General features: G+C 35.8%; 25 protein-coding genes. 13 read left to right on the top strand and 12 right to left on the bottom strand.

Annotated elements, in window-relative coordinates; translation table 11 throughout:
* The first annotated feature begins 58 nt into the window (after positions 1–58).
* Positions 59–1,150, top strand: a complete 1,092-nt coding sequence (locus tag KO464_03360) for a Xaa-Pro peptidase family protein (protein ID MCC7572408.1) — start codon at positions 59–61, stop codon at positions 1,148–1,150.
* On the opposite strand, the gene KO464_03365 is transcribed toward KO464_03360, so the two are convergent.
* The 5 genes from KO464_03365 to KO464_03385 form a co-directional block, all read right to left on the bottom strand.
* Positions 1,143–1,370 (bottom strand): hypothetical protein, encoded by a 228-nt coding sequence (locus KO464_03365; GenBank protein MCC7572409.1) that lies wholly within the window; start codon positions 1,368–1,370, stop codon positions 1,143–1,145. The genes KO464_03360 and KO464_03365 overlap by 8 nt on opposite strands.
* Before the next feature lie 120 nt (positions 1,371–1,490).
* On the bottom strand, positions 1,491–1,874 hold the full coding sequence (locus tag KO464_03370) for a metallophosphoesterase (protein MCC7572410.1): 384 nt from the start codon (positions 1,872–1,874) through the stop codon (positions 1,491–1,493).
* On the bottom strand, positions 1,871–2,341 hold the full coding sequence (locus KO464_03375; protein ID MCC7572411.1) for a small multi-drug export protein: 471 nt from the start codon (positions 2,339–2,341) through the stop codon (positions 1,871–1,873). Before KO464_03375 ends, KO464_03370 begins: the two co-directional genes overlap by 4 nt.
* 1 nt (position 2,342) lies before the next feature.
* On the bottom strand, positions 2,343–4,238 hold the full coding sequence (locus tag KO464_03380) for an NFACT family protein (protein MCC7572412.1): 1,896 nt from the start codon (positions 4,236–4,238) through the stop codon (positions 2,343–2,345).
* A gap of 36 nt (positions 4,239–4,274) precedes the next feature.
* Positions 4,275–4,652 carry a hypothetical protein gene (locus KO464_03385; protein MCC7572413.1) on the bottom strand — a complete coding sequence of 126 codons (378 nt, stop codon included), beginning with the start codon at positions 4,650–4,652 and terminating at the stop codon, positions 4,275–4,277.
* A gap of 433 nt (positions 4,653–5,085) precedes the next feature.
* Here KO464_03385 and KO464_03390 point away from each other — a divergent pair, with 433 nt between their 5' ends.
* Complete coding sequence (locus KO464_03390) at positions 5,086–6,732, top strand: pyruvate/oxaloacetate carboxyltransferase (GenBank protein ID MCC7572414.1); 1,647 nt, start codon at positions 5,086–5,088, stop codon at positions 6,730–6,732.
* Positions 6,733–6,849: 117 nt separating this feature from the next.
* Positions 6,850–7,599 carry a coenzyme F420-0:L-glutamate ligase gene (locus KO464_03395; protein MCC7572415.1) on the top strand — a complete coding sequence of 250 codons (750 nt, stop codon included), beginning with the start codon at positions 6,850–6,852 and terminating at the stop codon, positions 7,597–7,599.
* Here KO464_03395 and KO464_03400 read toward each other — a convergent pair.
* From KO464_03400 to tmk, 5 genes are all read right to left on the bottom strand, one after another.
* Complete coding sequence (locus KO464_03400; protein ID MCC7572416.1) at positions 7,596–7,847, bottom strand: hypothetical protein; 252 nt, start codon at positions 7,845–7,847, stop codon at positions 7,596–7,598. The genes KO464_03395 and KO464_03400 overlap by 4 nt on opposite strands.
* A 44-nt stretch (positions 7,848–7,891) precedes the next feature.
* Positions 7,892–8,707, bottom strand: coding sequence for a metal ABC transporter permease (locus KO464_03405; protein ID MCC7572417.1), 816 nt, complete (start codon positions 8,705–8,707; stop codon positions 7,892–7,894).
* A complete protein-coding gene (locus tag KO464_03410; protein MCC7572418.1) occupies positions 8,701–9,441 on the bottom strand; it encodes a metal ABC transporter ATP-binding protein in 741 nt (246 codons plus the stop codon). Before KO464_03410 ends, KO464_03405 begins: the two co-directional genes overlap by 7 nt.
* Positions 9,426–9,872 (bottom strand): formylmethanofuran dehydrogenase subunit E family protein, encoded by a 447-nt coding sequence (locus KO464_03415; GenBank protein ID MCC7572419.1) that lies wholly within the window; start codon positions 9,870–9,872, stop codon positions 9,426–9,428. Before KO464_03415 ends, KO464_03410 begins: the two co-directional genes overlap by 16 nt.
* A 99-nt stretch (positions 9,873–9,971) precedes the next feature.
* Positions 9,972–10,544, bottom strand: a complete 573-nt coding sequence (tmk, locus tag KO464_03420) for a dTMP kinase (protein MCC7572420.1) — start codon at positions 10,542–10,544, stop codon at positions 9,972–9,974.
* A gap of 92 nt (positions 10,545–10,636) precedes the next feature.
* Between tmk and KO464_03425 the strand changes: the two genes are divergently transcribed.
* Complete coding sequence (locus KO464_03425; GenBank protein ID MCC7572421.1) at positions 10,637–11,239, top strand: archaemetzincin; 603 nt, start codon at positions 10,637–10,639, stop codon at positions 11,237–11,239.
* Here the strand turns inward: KO464_03425 and KO464_03430 are convergent.
* Positions 11,236–11,712: a hypothetical protein gene (locus tag KO464_03430; protein ID MCC7572422.1), complete on the bottom strand. Its 477-nt coding sequence runs from the start codon at positions 11,710–11,712 to the stop codon at positions 11,236–11,238. The genes KO464_03425 and KO464_03430 overlap by 4 nt on opposite strands.
* A gap of 167 nt (positions 11,713–11,879) precedes the next feature.
* On the opposite strand from KO464_03430, the gene KO464_03435 reads away from it, so the two are divergent.
* From KO464_03435 to KO464_03455, 5 genes are read left to right on the top strand one after another with little or no spacing between them, the layout of a single operon-like run.
* Positions 11,880–13,007: a hypothetical protein gene (locus tag KO464_03435; protein MCC7572423.1), complete on the top strand. Its 1,128-nt coding sequence runs from the start codon at positions 11,880–11,882 to the stop codon at positions 13,005–13,007.
* A gap of 15 nt (positions 13,008–13,022) precedes the next feature.
* Positions 13,023–13,688, top strand: coding sequence for a ribose 5-phosphate isomerase A (gene rpiA, locus KO464_03440; GenBank protein MCC7572424.1), 666 nt, complete (start codon positions 13,023–13,025; stop codon positions 13,686–13,688).
* Positions 13,689–13,735: 47 nt separating this feature from the next.
* The gene (locus tag KO464_03445; GenBank protein MCC7572425.1) at positions 13,736–14,176 is read left to right on the top strand and encodes a transcriptional regulator; all 441 of its coding nucleotides are present in this window, start codon (positions 13,736–13,738) and stop codon (positions 14,174–14,176) included.
* A gap of 6 nt (positions 14,177–14,182) precedes the next feature.
* Positions 14,183–14,545, top strand: a complete 363-nt coding sequence (locus KO464_03450) for a metalloprotease (protein MCC7572426.1) — start codon at positions 14,183–14,185, stop codon at positions 14,543–14,545.
* The gene (locus tag KO464_03455) at positions 14,545–15,357 is read left to right on the top strand and encodes an asparagine synthase C-terminal domain-containing protein (protein MCC7572427.1); all 813 of its coding nucleotides are present in this window, start codon (positions 14,545–14,547) and stop codon (positions 15,355–15,357) included. Before KO464_03450 ends, KO464_03455 begins: the two co-directional genes overlap by 1 nt.
* Before the next feature lie 19 nt (positions 15,358–15,376).
* Here KO464_03455 and KO464_03460 read toward each other — a convergent pair whose 3' ends face one another.
* A complete protein-coding gene (locus tag KO464_03460; GenBank protein ID MCC7572428.1) occupies positions 15,377–15,898 on the bottom strand; it encodes a hypothetical protein in 522 nt (173 codons plus the stop codon).
* 136 nt (positions 15,899–16,034) lie between these two features.
* Here KO464_03460 and KO464_03465 point away from each other — a divergent pair, with 136 nt between their 5' ends.
* The 4 genes from KO464_03465 to KO464_03480 are packed head-to-tail and all read left to right on the top strand — an operon-like array spanning position 16,035 to position 19,377.
* Positions 16,035–17,555: an AMP phosphorylase gene (locus KO464_03465; protein MCC7572429.1), complete on the top strand. Its 1,521-nt coding sequence runs from the start codon at positions 16,035–16,037 to the stop codon at positions 17,553–17,555.
* Positions 17,555–17,893, top strand: coding sequence for a hypothetical protein (locus KO464_03470; GenBank protein ID MCC7572430.1), 339 nt, complete (start codon positions 17,555–17,557; stop codon positions 17,891–17,893). The genes KO464_03465 and KO464_03470 overlap by 1 nt, the downstream gene beginning before the upstream one ends.
* A complete protein-coding gene (locus KO464_03475; protein MCC7572431.1) occupies positions 17,886–19,013 on the top strand; it encodes a DUF362 domain-containing protein in 1,128 nt (375 codons plus the stop codon). Before KO464_03470 ends, KO464_03475 begins: the two co-directional genes overlap by 8 nt.
* A 43-nt stretch (positions 19,014–19,056) precedes the next feature.
* Positions 19,057–19,377, top strand: coding sequence for a carboxymuconolactone decarboxylase family protein (locus KO464_03480; GenBank protein MCC7572432.1), 321 nt, complete (start codon positions 19,057–19,059; stop codon positions 19,375–19,377).
* The last annotated feature ends 21 nt before the right edge of the window (positions 19,378–19,398 follow it).

Raw genomic sequence — 19,398 nt, forward strand, 5'->3', positions numbered from 1 at the left:
ATCACTCTTTTATAGACATCTGATAATTCTGTTATATAATTTACTGTTAGTGATTGTGATGAAAGATAGAATCGAAAGGCTTTTTGGATATATCGCTAAAGAAAAGAAGGATGTAGAGTGTGTCCTTGTTTCAAGGTCAACTTTTCCTGACGTCAATTTCTTTTATTTCAGCAAGGCTTCAGGCGGCCTTTTTGACGGATCTTTTCTAATTTTATACCCTGATGGCAACTCAAAACTTTTTACCTCGACGATGGAGCAGGAAGCGGCTGAAAAATCCAAAGGTGATTTTGAGATCTATGTTTATAACTCTAGAGATGAGCGGATTAAGCTTCTTAAAGAGCATATAAAAGGACAGAATCTCGGCCTTTCTTTTTCCTCGATAACTTATTTGGAAGTTGAAAAGTTAAAGGAGACCTATAAGGGGAATCTAGTTGACGTAACAAAGGAGATTAATTTTACAAGGGCAATCAAAGACAAAAAGGAAATTGAAAATATAAGAAAAGCATCCAAGATAACATCCAAAACATTTGGGGAAATTCCAGCTATGCTAAGAGATGGGCTTACAGAAAAAGAGCTCTCTTTCAAGATAGAGTTTCAACTCAAGAAAAATGGTGCAGATGCCCTTTCGTATGACACTATTGCAGCCTTTGGTGCAAATTCCTCTTTGCCACATTATGAGAGTTCTGATTCGGCTTTAATGAAAGGAGATTTTGTGCTATTGGACTTTGCCGGCAAATACAATAGTTATTGCTCTGATATGACACGAACTTTCTTCTATGGAAAAGTAAGCAAAGAACAAAAGAAGATCTATGAAACTGTCCTTGAGGCGCAGGTCCTAGGAATTGATGCCTTGGAGCCTGGAGTAATTGCAAAGGATGTTCACAACAGCGTGTCAAAATACATCGACAGCACTGAATTTAAGGGGAGATTCATCCACTCTCTTGGCCATGGTATCGGGCTTGAAACTCATGACACGCTTGGCCTAAGCCCGATAAGTGATTATACGATTGAAGAGAATATGGTTTTCACTATTGAGCCTGGAATATACATCCCTGAATTGGGCGGGGTGAGGATTGAGGACACTTTGGTTGTTAAAAAAGGAAAGCCCGAAATACTTACAACTTTTACAAAAGACCTTTTGGTCATATAGGGCCGAGAAATTCTGCGTTCTTCCTTGGAAATCCTAACTCTATAATTTTATTCTGAACTTTTTTTATGTCATAATCTACAAATCTCACTTCTAGGGAATAATCGTCTTCGTCGAAAATTACATACTTTGCCTTATGGATCCCGTCTCTTGGCTGGCCAACGCTCCCGACGTTAAGTATATACTTCTTCTCTTGATCAAGCAATATTTTTCCTTCTTCCATTGACTCAAATTTCAATTCATTGTTTTCGATGTAATATTTTGCAAGAAGGTGGGTGTGACCTATAAAGCAGAGTTTAGAATCGAATTGACTAAAAAGGTATTTTATTTCACCGATGCTTTTTCAGGTAATGTAACCGCGCACGTTATCTGGGGGAGATGCATGGGCAAAGTGGAAATTTCTACAATCGATTGATTTTGGTAACTTTTTAAGATAATTTTTTTCATCTTTTCCTAAAATATCTAAAGTAACCATGATACTTTCATGTGCAATTCCGCCAAGGTCATTCAATAGCTCCATATCAAATGTTGCAACATCATGATTTCCTAGTGTAGAGTTAATGTTTTGATCAATAAAAACATCGACCACTTCATTTGGATAAGGCCCATAACCAACTAGGTCTCCAGTGCATATTATCTTGTCTGTCTCTTGCCCTTCTATATCTCTTAAAACTGAGGATAATGCTTCGCTATTTCCATGAACATCGGACATTACAGCCAATCTCAAATAATGCCTCCAAGATAAACAACATTGGATTTAAGACCGAGAGATATCAAGCTTACCAATATCCCTGCAATAAGTGCACCTAAAGAGATAACAACAAATGACCATTTTCTATTTAGGCCCAATAAATAAGCTAAGAAAGTTCCAGAATAAACTCCCGTCCCTGGGAGGGGGATAGCTACAAATATCATAAGACCAATCATTTCCCAATCGGAATACTTCTCATACTTCCTATGTACCCTAGATTCCCATATCAGATACAAACGATCGATAATTTTTATTCTCCTTACAATTGGAAATATGTGGTCCAAAGCTACAAACAGAACTGGTATGACTAATATTCCACCCATTAAACTAATCAATAGAACTCGTGTGACGTCCAGACCCATTATTATCCCAAACGGTATGCTACCCCTCAGTTCTAGCCACGGTACAATTGATATTAGAAAAACATACAGATATGGATCCATCTTAGTTACCTCTTATATCACATCCACCTGGAGGGAGTGCTTGAACAATTCCGTCGATGTCATCAGTTTCAAAGATCTTTGCTAATCTCTTGGCAAATGACTCTTTCTTATGTTTGCCAGGCATTATTTTTACGTTTTTAACTGTATGCTTTTCAATTGGTATATCAGGCCCACACATAAACTTGCCTTCAGAGGTAATACCAATTGTTAGCTTTATAGATACAGATTTGATGTAGTTTCTTTTACCCTTTATAGAAAAAGCACCTTTTTTCAGATATTCTCCCGACGGGGCTTCCTTTGTGACCTGATCCGGTTTGACCCAGTATGCGTCGCCGCCGCCATACCCGTCTTTCCAGAGGGAGGAAAATGATACTGCAAATATTGCGGCCTCATTTAAAGTAATATCAGTTGCCTTGCTGCCATCTTTTACAACAACATGTGGCGCGCCATATGCGTCTGCATGGAAATAAATGTCATTGTCTTCCATGTACTTCTTTACAATCACCTCATTAGAAGAAGAATCCCTTCCCCCTAAAACGATGTTCCCCTCACTTGAAATAAACCATCTGAATCTTTCAAACCATTCCCTTGCTTTCTTTTCAATTGCTTTCGGTTTTTCAACTTCCAACTCTTCCTCTTGTTCTTTAAGAGACAAAAGTTTGGCTTCGGTGTTTTCCATCGCTATTCTTGCACCGTCTATCTTTCTCTTCATTTTTTTTGATTTTTCATAAAATTGATTAGCATTTTCATTGACATCTTTTTTCAATTCGATTGGAAGTTGTACATCAAAGTTAAAGGTAATTATACCAGTCTTGAAGTCAACATCGGAAATTAATTTATTTTCTGCAAGCTTTTTCTTAATCTCGTCAAGAGAATAGTTCTTTTTTGCCTGTTCTATGACCTTTATCGATTCTTCGATTATGGGATATTTTTCGTATGTCAAATCACCCAGTATTTTGTAAAGCTCTCTTTCTTCTATGTATGAGTTATAAAGGTCTCTTTGAGATTTCAGCATTCTTTCAAATTTCTGGATCTTTTTCTGGTGAGTGGATAACTCTTCCCTCAAAATCTCTTCAGACTCGCCCTTGCCATAAACTTCATCCAGAGCCTTTGAGAAAGAGTCGTATCTGACCTTTTCAAATTCAGGCCCATTGTATGAAACTAGATCATAAGGAACTATGTCAACTACCTGATCATTTTTCTTAATGATCATTGGGTCTTTTTTTAAATCGCTTAACGTGATGAGGGCATCTTTAATCTTGAGGGCTTCTTCTTTTGATATGTCTTTCTTGGATTTATCAACTCCCGCTAAAAGACATAACTCCTCAGCATATAGTCCACCTATATTGAGCTGTGTTGCAAGCTCCCTTACAATCTCTTTTTCTTTTGACAGTTCAATTATTTCCTCTACGCTAAGGTCAAATCCTTTTTTCTTTTCAGGAAATATGTATGCGGATTTAGGAGCTAGAGTCCTATCTTTCATATACTCTCTAGAGAGAATACCAACAATAACATTCTCGTTATTTGCCAAGATTATGTTGCCATCTCTAAACATCTCAACTATCAAAACAAATTTTACAACTGGGTTATTATCCTCATAAAATCCAAAAGAAAACATGAGAATTCTATCAAAATCATATTGTTCGATTTTAAAGAGCCACATCGCTTTAAGGTGCTTTCTTAAAAGCATTGCAAACCACGTTGGATTTTTTGGTGCAGGCTTTGGGTATGATGTAACAAAAACTGCAAGTGGTGGTTTTATTACAAGGTCTTCTCTGCCTCGACCAAAAAATTTTATCCTTATCTCGTTGCCAAGCTGATATATTTTGTCTACCCGCATTCTTTCTATATCGGATAATTCTTTTGTGATCTCTTTAAGGTCAAAGGTAGAGAACATAAAATAAAATAAAATAAAAGACTTAAAAAATTACGCTTATTTATTGCCTAAAAAGACCAAAATTGCTTCAAGTGCTGACTCTGGCTCCACGAAATTGACAAAGTCTGAAACATCTTCCAGAACTTTTTTCCCCTCGGTCATTACCTCTTTTGGCACCATTATGAACACTGGGATGTTGTGCAATCTGCACCCATAAAGTAAATCGTTTGGTGTTATTTTTTGATCTGTTAAAGGTAAGAACTTGTGCAAATATCCAACAACGGCACAGAGTTTGTCACTAGGGTCGATATGCGCAAGAAACTTCCCATGGCCGTCTAAGCCATTTCCAAGGGTCATTGTATTGTAGCCTTTTGCAATGAAAGAGCTTAATATCTTTGAATCTGTACCTTCTAGGTATCCTATTCTTTTTCTCATTGTATTCCTCCACTAATAATTATATATATTTTTCATTTGTATATATAATATATAAAAAATCTTATTATCCTCTAATATTTATATTTATTTATAGATATATAGCCAATCTAGGCCAGATAAAGTCTTAAAAATATTTTTATTTGGCCCCAATCTTAGACTTGTACGTTCCTGAATAATAATCTGGGCCATATGAAATTTTAGGGTTTACAAAAGTAAAATTTGGCTTGAATATGACCATTATAAGACAAAAAAAGATAATTAAGTAGTATATTAACAGTAATATTTTTAAATCATTTAGAATCAATAAATATGATATTATGGAGCCCATAGGTATGAAAACTACTTTTGATAATACGACGGGATTTTAATCCCATTCATAGGCTCCTAATTCTAGTAATTTATGATTTTAATTATGTCTTAAGTGGAGATTATCATGTCAAAGGTCAAAATAACAGATACAACATTGAGGGATGCCCATCAGTCCCTTATAGCCACAAGGCTTGGAACTGAGGATATGCTAGAGATTGTTGGCGAAATGGATAAGGTAGGTTTCCATTCATTTGAGATGTGGGGCGGGGCAACTTTTGACTCTGCCATAAGATATCTAAATGAAGACCCGTGGGAGAGAATTACGAAGTTAAAGGAAGAAGCGCCTAAAACACCTTTTCAGATGCTTTTGAGGGGGCAGAACTTAGTTGGGTACAAACACTACCCTGACGATATTGTCCATAAATTTGTTGAGGCCTCGTTTAATAGAGGAATTGATATATTCAGGATATTTGATGCCCTTAACGACATCAGAAACATGGAAGTTCCAATTGAGGCTATTAAAAATGTTGGTGGTCATGCGCAGGGGGCACTAAGCTACACAATTAGTCCTGTTCACACAATTGATTATTACATTAAGGTCGCCGAAGAGATGGTTGCCTTAGAAATTGATTCTATCTGTATCAAAGATATGGCGGGATTGATAAATCCAATGGACGCATTTAACCTTGTCAAATCACTTAAAGAAAATTTTGACTTGCCTGTGTGTTTACATTCACATTGCACAAGTGGTATGGCCCCAACAAGTTACTTCAAAGCAATAGAAGCTGGGGTCGATATAATTGATACCGCGATAGGGCCTTTCTCTTTTGGAACAAGCCAGCCTGGTGTAGAAACTATGTATGCAATGCTTGAAAACACTGAGTATAAATCAGATATAGATATCGAAAGGGTATTCAAAATTGCAAACTATTTCAAAAAACTTATAGATAAATACAAAGAATTATTGAGTCCAGCATCCCTTACTGTTAATACCCAGATTCTTCATTTCCAGATACCCGGAGGTATGATGTCAAATCTCGTGTCCCAGCTTAAGGAACAAAATGCGGGGGACAGGCTTGAAGACATTCTTCTTGAAGTCCCAAAGGTGAGAGCAGAATTAGGATACCCACCACTTGTTACTCCACTTAGTCAGATAGTTGGAGCCCAAGCTACATTGAACGTCCTTTCTGGTCAGAGGTACAAATTGATCCCAAATGAGGTTAAGAACTATGTTAAGGGATTATATGGAAGACCCGCAGCGCCTATTGATAAAGATATCCAAAAAATCGTAATTGGTGACGAAAAAGTTTCTTATGAAAAATCACCAGAATTAAAAAAACCTTCCTATCAAAAGTTCAAGGACGAAATAAAAGACAAAATCGAGAAGGAAGAGGATGTACTATCATATGCTCTTTTCCCGGAGATTGCACTTACTTTCTTTGAGAAAAGGAAAAACCATGTGGCTAAACCTAAGGTGGAGCAAAAAGAGATTGAGAAGGCAGCGCCAAAAGAAATCACAAAAACACAACCAAGTACTCAACAATCACAAGATAATGGTGGCTTTTCTTTGAGAGCTCCTTTGCCAGGAGCGGTCTTAAAGATAGTTGGTGAGATAGGAAAGCCTGTCAAAAAAGATTCAGTTGTTTTCATAATATCTGCAATGAAGATGGAAAATGAAATTGTTTCGCCGACATCTGGGATCTTGCAAAAGGTCTACGTAAAAGAAGGAGATATTGTAAAGACCGGAGATGTTCTAGCCACTATTGCTTAGAACTTTATTTTTCCTTCTTATTATTCTTAATGTTTAGAATATTTTTATAAGTTAAGATAAGTATCAGATTTTATCTGAATCAATTTTATAGTGAACTTTTCAAAGAGAGTGAAGTAGCTGACAGATGAAATAAGGATAATCCCAGTTTTAGGTGTACCTTTAATAAAAGAAAAAGACAATCTTGCCAAAATTATTTCTGAAAATATTAAACTAGAAGACAACGATATTGTAGTCATATGTGAAACTATTGTGTCTAAATCACAGGACAGAGTAATAGATATTAAAAAAATAAAACCTTGTGATAAGGCCATTGAGCTCGGCAAAAAAACAGGGAAAGATCCAAGATTAGTACAACTTATTCTCGATGAATCCAAGGAAGTTCTAAAGGTAGGAGATACCGTTATTGTAGTTGAAACAAAAGATGGGAATATATGCGCAAGTGCCGGTATAGATGTGTCAAATGTCTGTGGTGATGAATCCATAGTTGGTCTTCTGCCAAGAGATCCAGACCACGAAGCAGAAAAGATTAGAGTATCATTAAAAAAAATGACAGGCAAAGAAGTGGCTGTTATCATATCTGATACTCAAGGGAGGCCTTTTAGGAGTGGTGCCATTGGGATTGCAATTGGAATTTCAGGTATGAACCCCTTGTGGAAAAGGGCCGGTGAAAAGGATCTATATGGTTATGAGTTAAAATCTTCCATAATATCAACTGCAGACGAAGTGGCTTCTGCAGCGTCCCTTCTCATGGGGCAAGCTAATGAGGGCATCCCTGTTGTTGTTATTAGGGGTGCTAGATATCTAAAAGGCGAAGGCTCTTCAAAAGAGCTTTTGAGAGAAAAAGAAAAAGATTTGTTTAGAACTTAATAAAGAATATTAATCGACCCTTTTTTTATCTTTCCTTCTGGGAAAATGATTTTGATTAATCTTTCCTCAACATTGATTTTGTATCCTTTGGGAAAAGTAATATACTTGAATCCAGCTACGCCTTGTAAATTGTCCGTTTTAATCATCAAACCTTCAATATTCCTTTCAAGATAACTAATCGTTTTTGGGTCAAGCTCTTTTGCGATAAATACTTCTCCTTCATTAAGTACCGATAAAACTATTGTCATGCCATGATTATAAATCTACAAATATAAATATCTTTGCTAATAGTTTATCCTTTTCTTCTTTTAGGGGAAATAAGAACTGAAATCCCAAATATTGCTGAACATACGATGGCGATAGCAGAACCTGTGGGCAAGTCAAAGGTAAAGGAGGTAAGAATCCCCAAAAGGCATGATATTACTCCAACTATGGGCGAGAAGAGGATTATCTTCTTCATGTCATAGGAAAACTGGTATACCGATGATGTGGGATTTATCATCAAAGCAAATACCAAAAGTCCGCCGACAAGTTTTAAAGAAAATGCTACCGTTAGACTAGTTAAAAAAAGGATCAGATAATAAAATGGCTTATCGTTTATTCCTGAAGCCCTAGCAAGTTTTCTGTCAAAGAGAATTGCATTTATCTCCTTAAAGAACATTATTACAAATAATATTGCAATCACTGTAATTATTAATAAATACATAATGTCTGCTGTTGTCATACCTAACACACTGCCCCATAATATACTCATAGCAGTGCTTGACATGGCCGTGTCGGGAGACATATTCAGAAACAATAGCCCCAATGCCATTGATAAGGAGAATATTACCCCTATTACAACATCCGTCTTTAACTTTGCTTTGTCAGCTAAAGGCCCTAAAGCAAGCGAAACAAAAGTTGAAAATAATAGTGCAAAAATTAATGGGTCTTTTCTTAAAAATATACCAAGTGCAGCACCAGCAAAAGCTGCGTGAGACATTGCAAATCCGAGTGAAGAGAGATTCATTCTCACAACAAATGTGCCCATCAAAGAGCAAGTATAGCCAGTTAGAACAGCACCAATAATAGCAAAAAGAATTATTTTTGTAGAAAAAAGATCTAACATACAATTCCCTTGTATCCCATTTCGAGAAGCTCTGGTTTCAATATATCTTCTTTATTGCCGTCTGCAACGATCTTCCCATTGTCCATCACAATGACCCTATTGCATGCTTTTGGAATTGAAGCTATATCATGAATAACGATGACAAAGGTCATGCCTTTGCTTTTATGAAAATGAATAAGTTTTTCTGAAACTTCCCTTCTTGCTTCAAAGTCAAGATTTGAAAATGGCTCGTCCATGAGTATAATTTCAGGTTCTTTGGCAAGAGCTCTTGCAATCATTACCTTCTGTGCTTGGCCGCCAGAGAGTTTTCCTATAGGTCTTTTCGATATGCCATCTATCCCCATATAGTCCATCATACTCTTAGCAATTTCTTTATCTTTTTTTGTTATTGGCTTTAATAATCCAATCTTACCATATCTCCCCATTAGAACAACATCTGAGACTAAAAAAGGAGTTAGCTCATCAATAGAATAATCCTGAGGCACGTACCCTACATATTTTCTTATATCGTTTCCATCGCCTCTCAAAGCCTTTCCCAATACTTTTACTTCGCCCTTATTGGATTGAAGGAGCCCATTAATAGTTTCAAGTAGTGTAGTTTTGCCTGCTCCATTAGGGCCGATCACTGCTATGAATTCACCTTTTTGTATATTAAGTGTAATATCCTTTAAACAAGGAATTTTTTCACCTTCATATGTAGTGTCAACTGAATTTAATTCTATTGCTTTGTCCATTTTTGAACCTCAAAAAGTTCAGTATAATCTTTCTCCATAATATGTTCAGCTAGGGTCTCAAGATCTTCATGACCAACTTGTGTTCTAATTTTTTCTAATATAGCTTCTTTTGGAACAATAACGATGCCATCATTTTCTTTATAAAAAACAATCTTTATAGGTAGGCCGTCAGAAACTTTTAGATTTGCCTTTCCAGTTGTGGCTCCTGATGTAAACTGTATCCCATCGATTGTACATGATAGAGGGGGTTTTAGCGGCATTGTAATCTCTGCAAAAATTTCAAATGGGGAACTGCTAAGGGTCTTTTTTGCATAGAGGCCCATTTTTGCACCAAGAACTAAATAAGGTCCAAGATGTCCATGAAACTCAGAAAGCCTTTTAGAGAGCTCTTTGGGGGCCATGTTATCAAAGTCCATTGTGGTTACTTTCATCTTCTCACCATAACACTAATGGCTATTTCGTAACACTACTTATAAGAGTTTTGATTTAGAATATTTTAAATTATGAGATAAAAAACGATAGGCCCAGCATTAATCCTCTAAATGTTTCAATACGTTCTTATGGATCTCGTCTATGCTTTGCTCGCCGTCTATGACAATAAATTTGTATTTATTTGAGAGGAGTTCATATATGTCAAAAACTTTCTTTTGGAAATCAATATTTTCCTCATAAAGGTCTTTTTCTTTCCTTCTTTTCATTGCGGATTCTGGCCTTATTCTTATGTAGAAAACAATGTCGGGATCAAGTGAATATTTTTCTATTTCTTGGATCCATTTGGGGTCTACACCATTTGCTCCTTGATACGCCATGTTAGAGTATTTGTATCTGTCTGAAATAACTATTTTATTTTCGAACAAAGCCTTTTTTATTTTTAAGAAGTGCTCGTGCCTATCGGCTGCATAGAGCATTGCTACTGTTTCAGACGCTAGAGAAATCTTTTTTTCAAGATTTGATTTTATGACTTTTCCTATAGGATCATCGTAGATTGGCTCATGGGTTAACATGACTTCATAACCTTTCTCTCTAAAAAATGATGAAAGTAATTTTGCTTGTGTTTCTTTCCCTGATGCATCAATGCCTTCAAAGACAATGAATCTTTTCATAGATTAATTAAAGTTAATTTGATTTTTATAGTTTAGTGTAAAAATTAAAATAGCTTAGTAAGATTTTTAAGTCAGTTGGTTTATGAGCTTTAATGGTTTATAATAAACTCTATATCAGAATAGCTGCCGCGGGGAACTTTGAAGAAAAATTTCTTGCTGAATTTCAAAAAGAGTTACAAAATCTCTTATGGGGCACACTTGGAATTAATGCAAGTTGCTATTACAACGCTTCAAATTCTGGCGGGATCCCTATATATAAAATCCCACCAAATGCATATAATCCCCAGGTAGGTAAATACAATACTCAGAGTTTATTTATATTCGGGAAAGAAAGGAGAGAAGAATCTCTTAAAAAATTTGGGAAGACTGAAGTTCTTCTTAAAGTATTAGTATTAGTAGATTTTGAGATATATAAATCTGGATTTACAGGCACTCTTTTTGGTGAAGCGGAAGTTGATGGCCAGATTGCAATTGTTACAACTGCCCCTCTGAAAAATCACTTCAAGAGTGATTTTCTGATAAAGGAAAGAGCATTGAAAGAGGCGTTGCATGAGCTTGGACACACACTTGGCCTTGACCACTGCAAGATCCCGGGATGTTCAATGAACATCTCTAAAGATATTTACGATATAGATGAAAAAAAGAAAACTTATTGCAAGGAATGCTTGAATAAGTTATTTGGCGGCTACTCTTAAGAAACTCTTATGTAGACTGTGCTTGGAAATGCTGATTCTGCCATCCCCTTGTATTCTACTTCTCCAGTATTTTTGTTTACCTCAAATTTTAAAGCGTGGTAGTTTACTGTAAGATTGTTACCTTCAAGTTTTCCAACGCCCCTCAAAACTTCTATTTCGTAAAAATTGCCTCTGTCATTAATCTTGTATGTTGGACTGTAAGGGTGGAATGAATACGATCGTGTATTGGCAATTTTCTGTCCGTTTTCCCAGATGTATGCATCTACAAGCTTCAGTGCATTTTTCTCAGAAACCGGGATCATTGTTTCAATCTGTATTTTTAGTGTATCTCGTTCTTCAGTGACGAGATTTTTTTCAATTGTGAGTGTTTCAATGTCCTCTTTCAAATCCTTATTTTCAGTTAACATTAGATAAGATGTCGCCCCAAAAATAAGGACGAGTAAAGAGAGTATTGCAATTAGATTTTTACTCATAATACCACTTCTTTTTAGTTATATTTAAAAAATATCTATATAAATATTTGTAAAAACTGATAATTAGTTATTAATTATCATCGTTATATAAAGAAATTGCTATAGATTATAGACGATAGTTTAATCTTTTTAGAAAGATTTAAATATTCTTTTCCAAAATGCAGTTTATGAACAGGAAGCTTAGAATGGGTATATCCATTTCTTTAGTTATATTTACATTAACATTATTTGTAGCCTATGCTGCTGCTGAAAATGGCTCGAATTCTCAACATTATCGATTTCAGATGAAGTTCTTAGGAACAGAAGGAACGGTAAGGCCAGATGAAAATCTTAGAATTTCAGATGTTAGATTTGTATTAGGTAAAGATACCATTACTCTAAAAATGAACGTATATATCCCAAGAAATTCTGGTATAGACAGAATGGAAATTTCCTTTGTCAATGACCCAGACAGATCAAAAAGATTTTTCCTTGAGCCGTCTGAGGCAAAAGGTGTGGTAAGCTCAACAAAGCCACTGTATATGAATGCAACTCAATCTTACTTCTTAAGAGATGGTGACGTAAATAAAAAGACATCTATCTTAACACTTACCTACAAAAGAGTAGGAGACTACTATTATCAACTGCCGCTTAATGCAACAGTTGATTCATTTTACGGAGAATTTTGGATTGTCTTTGATAGAGGCACAAATGACCCCCCAATCCTACTTGAAAATAATAATATTAACATATCCTTTTCATACCCATATGGGGACGCAGGAATAAATGGGATTAAGGTTCCTGATGATTACACAATAACTACAGTTACACCTGAAACAACAGAGAGAGTTAAGTCCTTTATTGTCTATTACTCTGCACCACCAACTAGCGTGTTCATTGAGGCTTTAAGGGGTCAGGCAGAGCCAACTCCCTTGGAAAAATTAAGTATGTGGGGCAATTCAAACCTCGGTATTTTCCTTATTATTTTCACATTCATATGTGGATTAGATTCTTCAATGGTTTTCCTTTCAAGCTGGAAAAAATCATTAGGGCCTAAGAAAAACAATAATAATGGCAAAGCTACAGTAAAGAAAGATGAGTTTGATGAAAGACCCCCGCCCCCTGATAGAACTGTAAGACAGAGACCGATACCTGCGCCTGTTGAACGAGAAAGGCCTCTGAGAAAGGAAGAGCCAACTAGCAGATATCGCCCATACAGGGAAGTCAACAACACAAAGGATCTCGTTGATGACATTAAGAGGCTTGAGAAAGCCATGGAAGATTATGAAAACTCAGTCAAGTTAAGAAAAAAGTAAAGGTTGGAAGATATCGTGGATGATAAAAAATCTGTAGGCATATATGCGGCATCTTTAGTAAAAGATGGAGATATAGTGGGACTTGGAACTGGAAGTACTACTGCATTTACAATAATAGAACTTGGAAGAAGGATAAAAGAAGAGGGAATATCAATATACGGAATACCTACTTCTTTCCAGGCAAAACTACTGGCTGTAGAATCAAAAATACCAGTTACAACTCTAGATGAGCATGATATTGATATAGCAATTGATGGTGCAGATGAAGTAGATCCAACTCTATCTCTCCTAAAAGGAAGAGGGGGGGCCCTCTTACAGGAAAAGATAATTGACTACAATGCAAATAGATTTGTTGTTGTTTGCGAAGAGAGAAAACTTGTAGAAAAGCTCGGAAAATTTTTCCCTGTGACTATTGAAGTATTTCCACTTGCTTATAGAAAAGTCTTTGAATCTTTGTCTTCTTTTGGAAAGCCTGTATTAAGAAATGCAGATAACAAAGATGGGCCTGTGATGACAGACAATGGAAACTTCATAATTGACCTCTTTACGACTGTTGAAAATCCTAAATCTTTAGAAAAAGAACTTAACGACATACCGGGGATATTTGAAAACGGCATATTTACTTCAAAATGCGAAGTAGTATTCATAAAAAACGGGAATATAGTGTCCCTAAAATCATAATCATAAATTATATATAACAGAAAATAAATAAAATATCAGGTGATAAAATGAAAGAATATGCTAAGGAACTAAAGATCAATGTTCCGGAAAAAAGCGACATAGATAAAGGATTAATGGACATGCTAAAGTTCTTCTTAGATACTGAATCAAAAGTTAAGATATACCTATACCTTCTAAAAAAAGGAAACTCAACGTACGACAGCATTGCAGAGGGAACTTCAATCTACCCAAGCATGTGCCGTGAATCTTTAGCATCAATGGAGCAGATGAAGGTTGTTGAGAAAACTCAAGAAGATCCAGAGAAATATACTGCTGTCTCCCCATCAAAACTTGTAGACCGAAAGGTTGAGCAGCTTGAAAAAGAACTAAATGAATTCTTAAAGCTTGAAGAGGTATTAAAAGAAAAAAAGGAGATTAGAACACCAATTCTTCCTTTCAAAATTAAGATTGAAAGAGTTGAGAATCTGGATAATAAAGATGAGGAATGAAATCTTTTGATTAAGATTGATAAGGAGCTAATAGATTTCATATCTCACGCCTCAAAAAATACCTATCCAAATGAATTTGCTGCTTTTTTGAGAGAAGTAAAAGGAGTAATTTCTGAAGTCGTTTTTTCTCCTTTTAGTATTTTTGGAAAAAATTCATCTACAATTTCCCATTTCAGCCTTCCAATAGATACCTCCATTATAGGCACAGTCCACTCCCATCCATCAAGGAATGGATTACCTTCTGAAGGGGATCTAAACTTTTTTTCTCATTATGGAAAAGTTCACATAATAGTTAGATATCCTTATGAAAAGGAAGATTATTTCATTTATTCAAGAGAAGGAGAAAACTTAGAGTATGAGGTTGTATAATGCAACAAAAAGAATTACTTCTCAAATCTCTTTCAAAATCTGTTTCTGATTTGATGGGAAAAAGAGAAAAAGTCCCTGTTTCATTTTCTGGTGGCGTTGACAGCTATATTACTGCAGCCTTAGTCAAAAAATATTCAACGCCTATACTCTACACAATTGGGAACGATAGCTCAAAAGACCTTTATTATTCAAGACTTGCTTCGGAATCTTTAGGATCAGAAATAAAAATAATTAATCTATCGGATAAAGAAATTGTAAAAGGAATTGAAAAGACTATTGAAATAATTGGGGTGGAGAATAGTCTTGACGTATTGATAGGTTCTACATTTTACCTTATTGCAAAAAGAATAAAGCAGGATAATTTTGATATCTGCCTATCGGGACAAGGTGCAGATGAACTGTTTTTTGGCTATGACAAGTATAGAAGGGCTTTAGCAAAAGGGGATAGCCCAACTGAGTTAAGAAACAAGGATATAATGGAGCTAGAAGGAATACTCTCCAAAAGAGAGTACGAGATTTTTGGAAGTTTTGGAATAAAATTTATGTCACCGTTTTTAGATGAAGAAGTTAAAAAAATCGGGATGCAAATCGAAAGAGAATATAATCTCAAAAGCTCAGATGATGATTTAAGAAAGCATGTTCTCAGGGAGATTGCGTTAGATCTGGGTGCCCCACTTGAGATTATTAATCGCAAGAAGAAAGCATTGCAGTATGGCTCAGGTATCCTTGATGATATTAGGAGAATATCCAGAGAGAAAGGTTTAGCGTCATCTCTAAATGCTTATTTAGAATCCATAAAAAAAGAGATGTAATATAAATAAAATAAAAGATTTATTTTTTCTTGCCGAAACCGAGTATCTTCATGAATGAGAACATTGGTGTAGATTTTGGAGTTATTGTAATTGATACTTCTTCATTACATTCTTCATTAATTAATGTAATTGCTCCTGGTTTTGCTCCTCTAAATGTCCAAGTTATCCACTTAATTTTAAGGTAATCCTCTGGGTGTTCGTTCCAGTAACTTTCGGGGGCAAATCCTGCGTGTATTAAGTTCCAATCTTCATCAAAATATTCTACATTGATCAGCTCAAGAGGTCCTAATTGATAAGGCAGCCCTCCTTTGGATTCAATATCACGAGATATACTACCTAGTGTTTTATTATCAAGCATAACGTCGCCTGTGGCGTCAAGAAGTGAAGACATTGTTAGTATATCTCCAACGTGAGCTGAAGTTCTACTAATCCTATAGTAGTCATTGCACGAGTATGATGGCCCAGTTGCCGTTATAGATGCAACACCAAAAACGCTTGTTACAAAAAGTAACGTTACTAAAATTGCATATAATTTCCTCATAATTACAACTCGTATGAGAGATATTAATGCTATTTATAAAAGTTACGAAAAATAATATCTGAAATTTGAGAATATCTCAAAAAATAATCGTGAAAAAATAGTAACTCTTTTATTAATCGTTTACAATATAGCTATTATGGAACTTAAAATAAAGTATCTTGATATCCAGGAAACGCAGGATATTGTTTTTTTGAATGTTAAGGATGCGATAAAGGAAAGAATTGATCCTGGAGAAAAGATTATTATTAGAAGAACGGATTCATCATATTCATCATCTGCGGTATTGACAAAAGATATCGTCAAGGAAGGTTTTATAGGAGTTCCTCAAAAAAAATCAAAGCGCTATAATCATCAGGAAAATGATGTAGTTGAAGTATTTCCCGATGTAAATATGGATCTTGCCCATATATCAAAAAAGAAACTAGACGGGAAGATACTGACAAAGGAAGAGATTACAAAGTTTGTTGGTGGAATAATAGATGGTAATATCGACAGCATAATAATCTCTAGTTTTCTTACTACAACCCAGATACTTGGAACATCGACAAAAGAGATAGAGTACCTTACGCGTGCAATGGCAGAAACAGGTACAATGATAAGATTTGACAAAAGTCCTATAATGGATGTCCACAGCATTGGTGGAGTTCCGGGCAATAAAACTGCTCTTTTGACTGTACCTATAGTTGCGTCTGCTGGCCTTTATATCCCTAAAACTTCTTCAAGGGCAATAACATCCCCTGCAGGTACAGCCGATGTCGTCGAGGTCATATCACCTGTTGATTTTTCTCCTGACAAATTAAAGGAAATTGTCAAAACAACTGGCGGGTGTCTTGCATGGAGCGGAGTCTTAAATTTAACACCGGCAGATGAAAAGATAGTTGAAGTTGAAAGAAGGCTCCATATTGATCCAGAACCTATTATCCTTGCAAGTGTTTTAAGCAAAAAATATGCAATGGGTGCTGAGTTTCTTTTGATTGACATGCCCATGGGAGAAGGAACAAAGATTAGTACATGGGAGAATGCAAGGAAGCTTGCCTCAAATTTCGCAGAACTTGGTTCATCACTTGGTATGCATGTTGAAGTTGCTGTTACATATGGGGGCCAGCCAATAGGAAACGCTGTTGGTCCTGCTCTTGAGGCAAGAGAGGCTTTGATAGCCTTAGAAGGAAAGCAGAGTGAGAGTCTCACTGAAAAAGCTATTGGCCTTGCGGCGATACTCCTTGAACTAGGCAAGAAAGCCGAAGTTGGAAAAGGTAAGGAGATGGCAAGAGATATTCTTGAAAGTGGGAAAGCCTTAGAAAAGTTTAGAGAGATTATAGCAGCTCAAGGAGGCAAATCTGATATAAAGCCAGAAGAGATACCTCTAGGAAAGTTCAAAGAAACAATATTATCCGAGGATTCTGGGTATATCACAAAAGTTGATAATGCTACCATTGTTAAAGTTGCAAAGATTCTAGGCACTCCATTTGACAAGGGTGCAGGTCTCTTATTAAATTATAAAGTGGGTGACCGTGTTGAAAAGGATGACGTTATAGTAGAGCTTTATGCAGAAAGCAAGGAAAGACTTTTATCCGCGAAAAGGTTTATGGATTACAATAGGATATTCCAGACGGAAGGAATGATCCTAAAAAGATTTCCAGGACTTAAGGTGATATGATGGAACCTGATTATTATGGTCTTAAGCACAGGAGATTTATAGAAGATGCAAGGAGAAAAAGAGAGGACGGAATTATCCTATTTTTTACTTTGTTTTTATCATCTATGTTCCTGTTCTTAGTTGGATTTGGATTCTCTGTGATTCTTATTGTTGCCGGAGTTATTGTTCTATTGCTTGGCGTCTTACTATTTATTTATGAGGACTCCCAAAGCAGGCAAATTCTTGATAAGGCTTCTGAGATGGAGCATCCCCCAGAAAAAGCAGTTGCAAAAGAAGTGGAAAGTGCAATCACTGACCTATTGATTGAAGGAATTTCTTATCTGATGAAACATGACTGAAATAGTATCAATTAGAAACGCTCTAGACTATGAAAAAGGTCTCTCAGAGGGCATAGATAAAGTCTTAAGTGATTTGGGGGGTATTGAGAGATTTGTAAAAAAAGGAGATACGGTCGCATTAAAGCCGAACTTCATTGTTTATTCTTCTCCTCAAAAAGGAATTGTTACCCATCCTTTGTTCACATTTGAAATTTTTAAGAGAGTTATTGAAGTTGGTGGGGAGCCTTTTGTAATCGACAGTCCAGGTAGTGGCATACCCTTTAACAAACCTTCCCTTAGGCATTTATATAAATCAACTGGTTACTGGGATGTGTTCAAAGACTACAGGGAGTTTTTAAACTTCGATACTTCTACCGAAATAATTGAAGTAAAAAATGGGCTCCTATTAAAGAAAGTAAGAATCTTGAAAAAACTTGCAGATTCGGATGTAATTATAAATTTGCCGAAAATGAAGACCCATTCTCTGACTTTTATTACAGGTGCAGTTAAAAATATGTTTGGTGCTATACCTGGGATTGAAAAAACTTCATACCATTCCAGATTTAGAGATATATTGGACTTTTCAAAAGCGCTAATAGACATCTTGAATGTAACTAATCCTTCACTTAGTTTAATGGATGGAATAATATCACTTGAAGGTGATGGCCCGGCTATGAAGGGAACGCCCCGAAATACTGGAGTCCTTGTTGGTTCAAAGGACCCTTTCTCACTAGATTTTGTTTTTTCAGAGATTATCGGCTTGTCCCCAAATTCTGTCCCTTATCTAAAAGTTGGCTTAGAAAATAATATCACAAATGGTTCATATAAAGTAATAGGGGATTTAGTTAACATACAAGATTTTGAACTTCCTCAGACTTTCCACGGAAATAGTACAACTGAAATAATATATATGTATAATAAAATTGTAGCCCCGATATACCGGAAGTTATTTGTTCAAAAACCTAAAATCATAAAGCAAAAATGTATAAGATGTGGCGTCTGTCTAAGAAGCTGCCCTGAAAAAGCAATTACAATGGACAAAATTTCAGCGAAAATAGAATACGATAAATGCATCAGATGTTACTGCTGTCATGAGCAGTGCCCAGAGGGCGCTATTGATCTTAAAAGAATTAACTTATAGAAATGCATTTAAGTATAATCAATAATATAGTTTTGGTGTTAAAATGAAAGAAGAAGTATTCTACGGAAGGGGTATGAAGAAGATCAGATCAGACTACCCTGAAATTTATGAAACAATTATAAAATTAAATGATGCGGTTTACACGGGAAAAGCCCTAGACTATAAAACTCAAAAACTTATTGCAATAGGAATCGCTGCTTCAAGATGTGATGAGAGTGCAACTGATAGACAGATGAGGTCAGCGATTAAGGAGTTGGGAGTCACCTCTGACGAGATAGTCGATGTGCTTCGAGTAGTCTTATTGACTTCAGGCATGCCATCTTTTACAAAAGGCGTAAGGATTCTAGAAGAGATAGAAAAATAAATAAAAATTATTTTACTTATT

Origin of the sequence: Methanofastidiosum sp. (genome assembly GCA_020854815.1) — an archaeon.
Lineage (GTDB): Archaea > Methanobacteriota_B > Thermococci > Methanofastidiosales > Methanofastidiosaceae > Methanofastidiosum.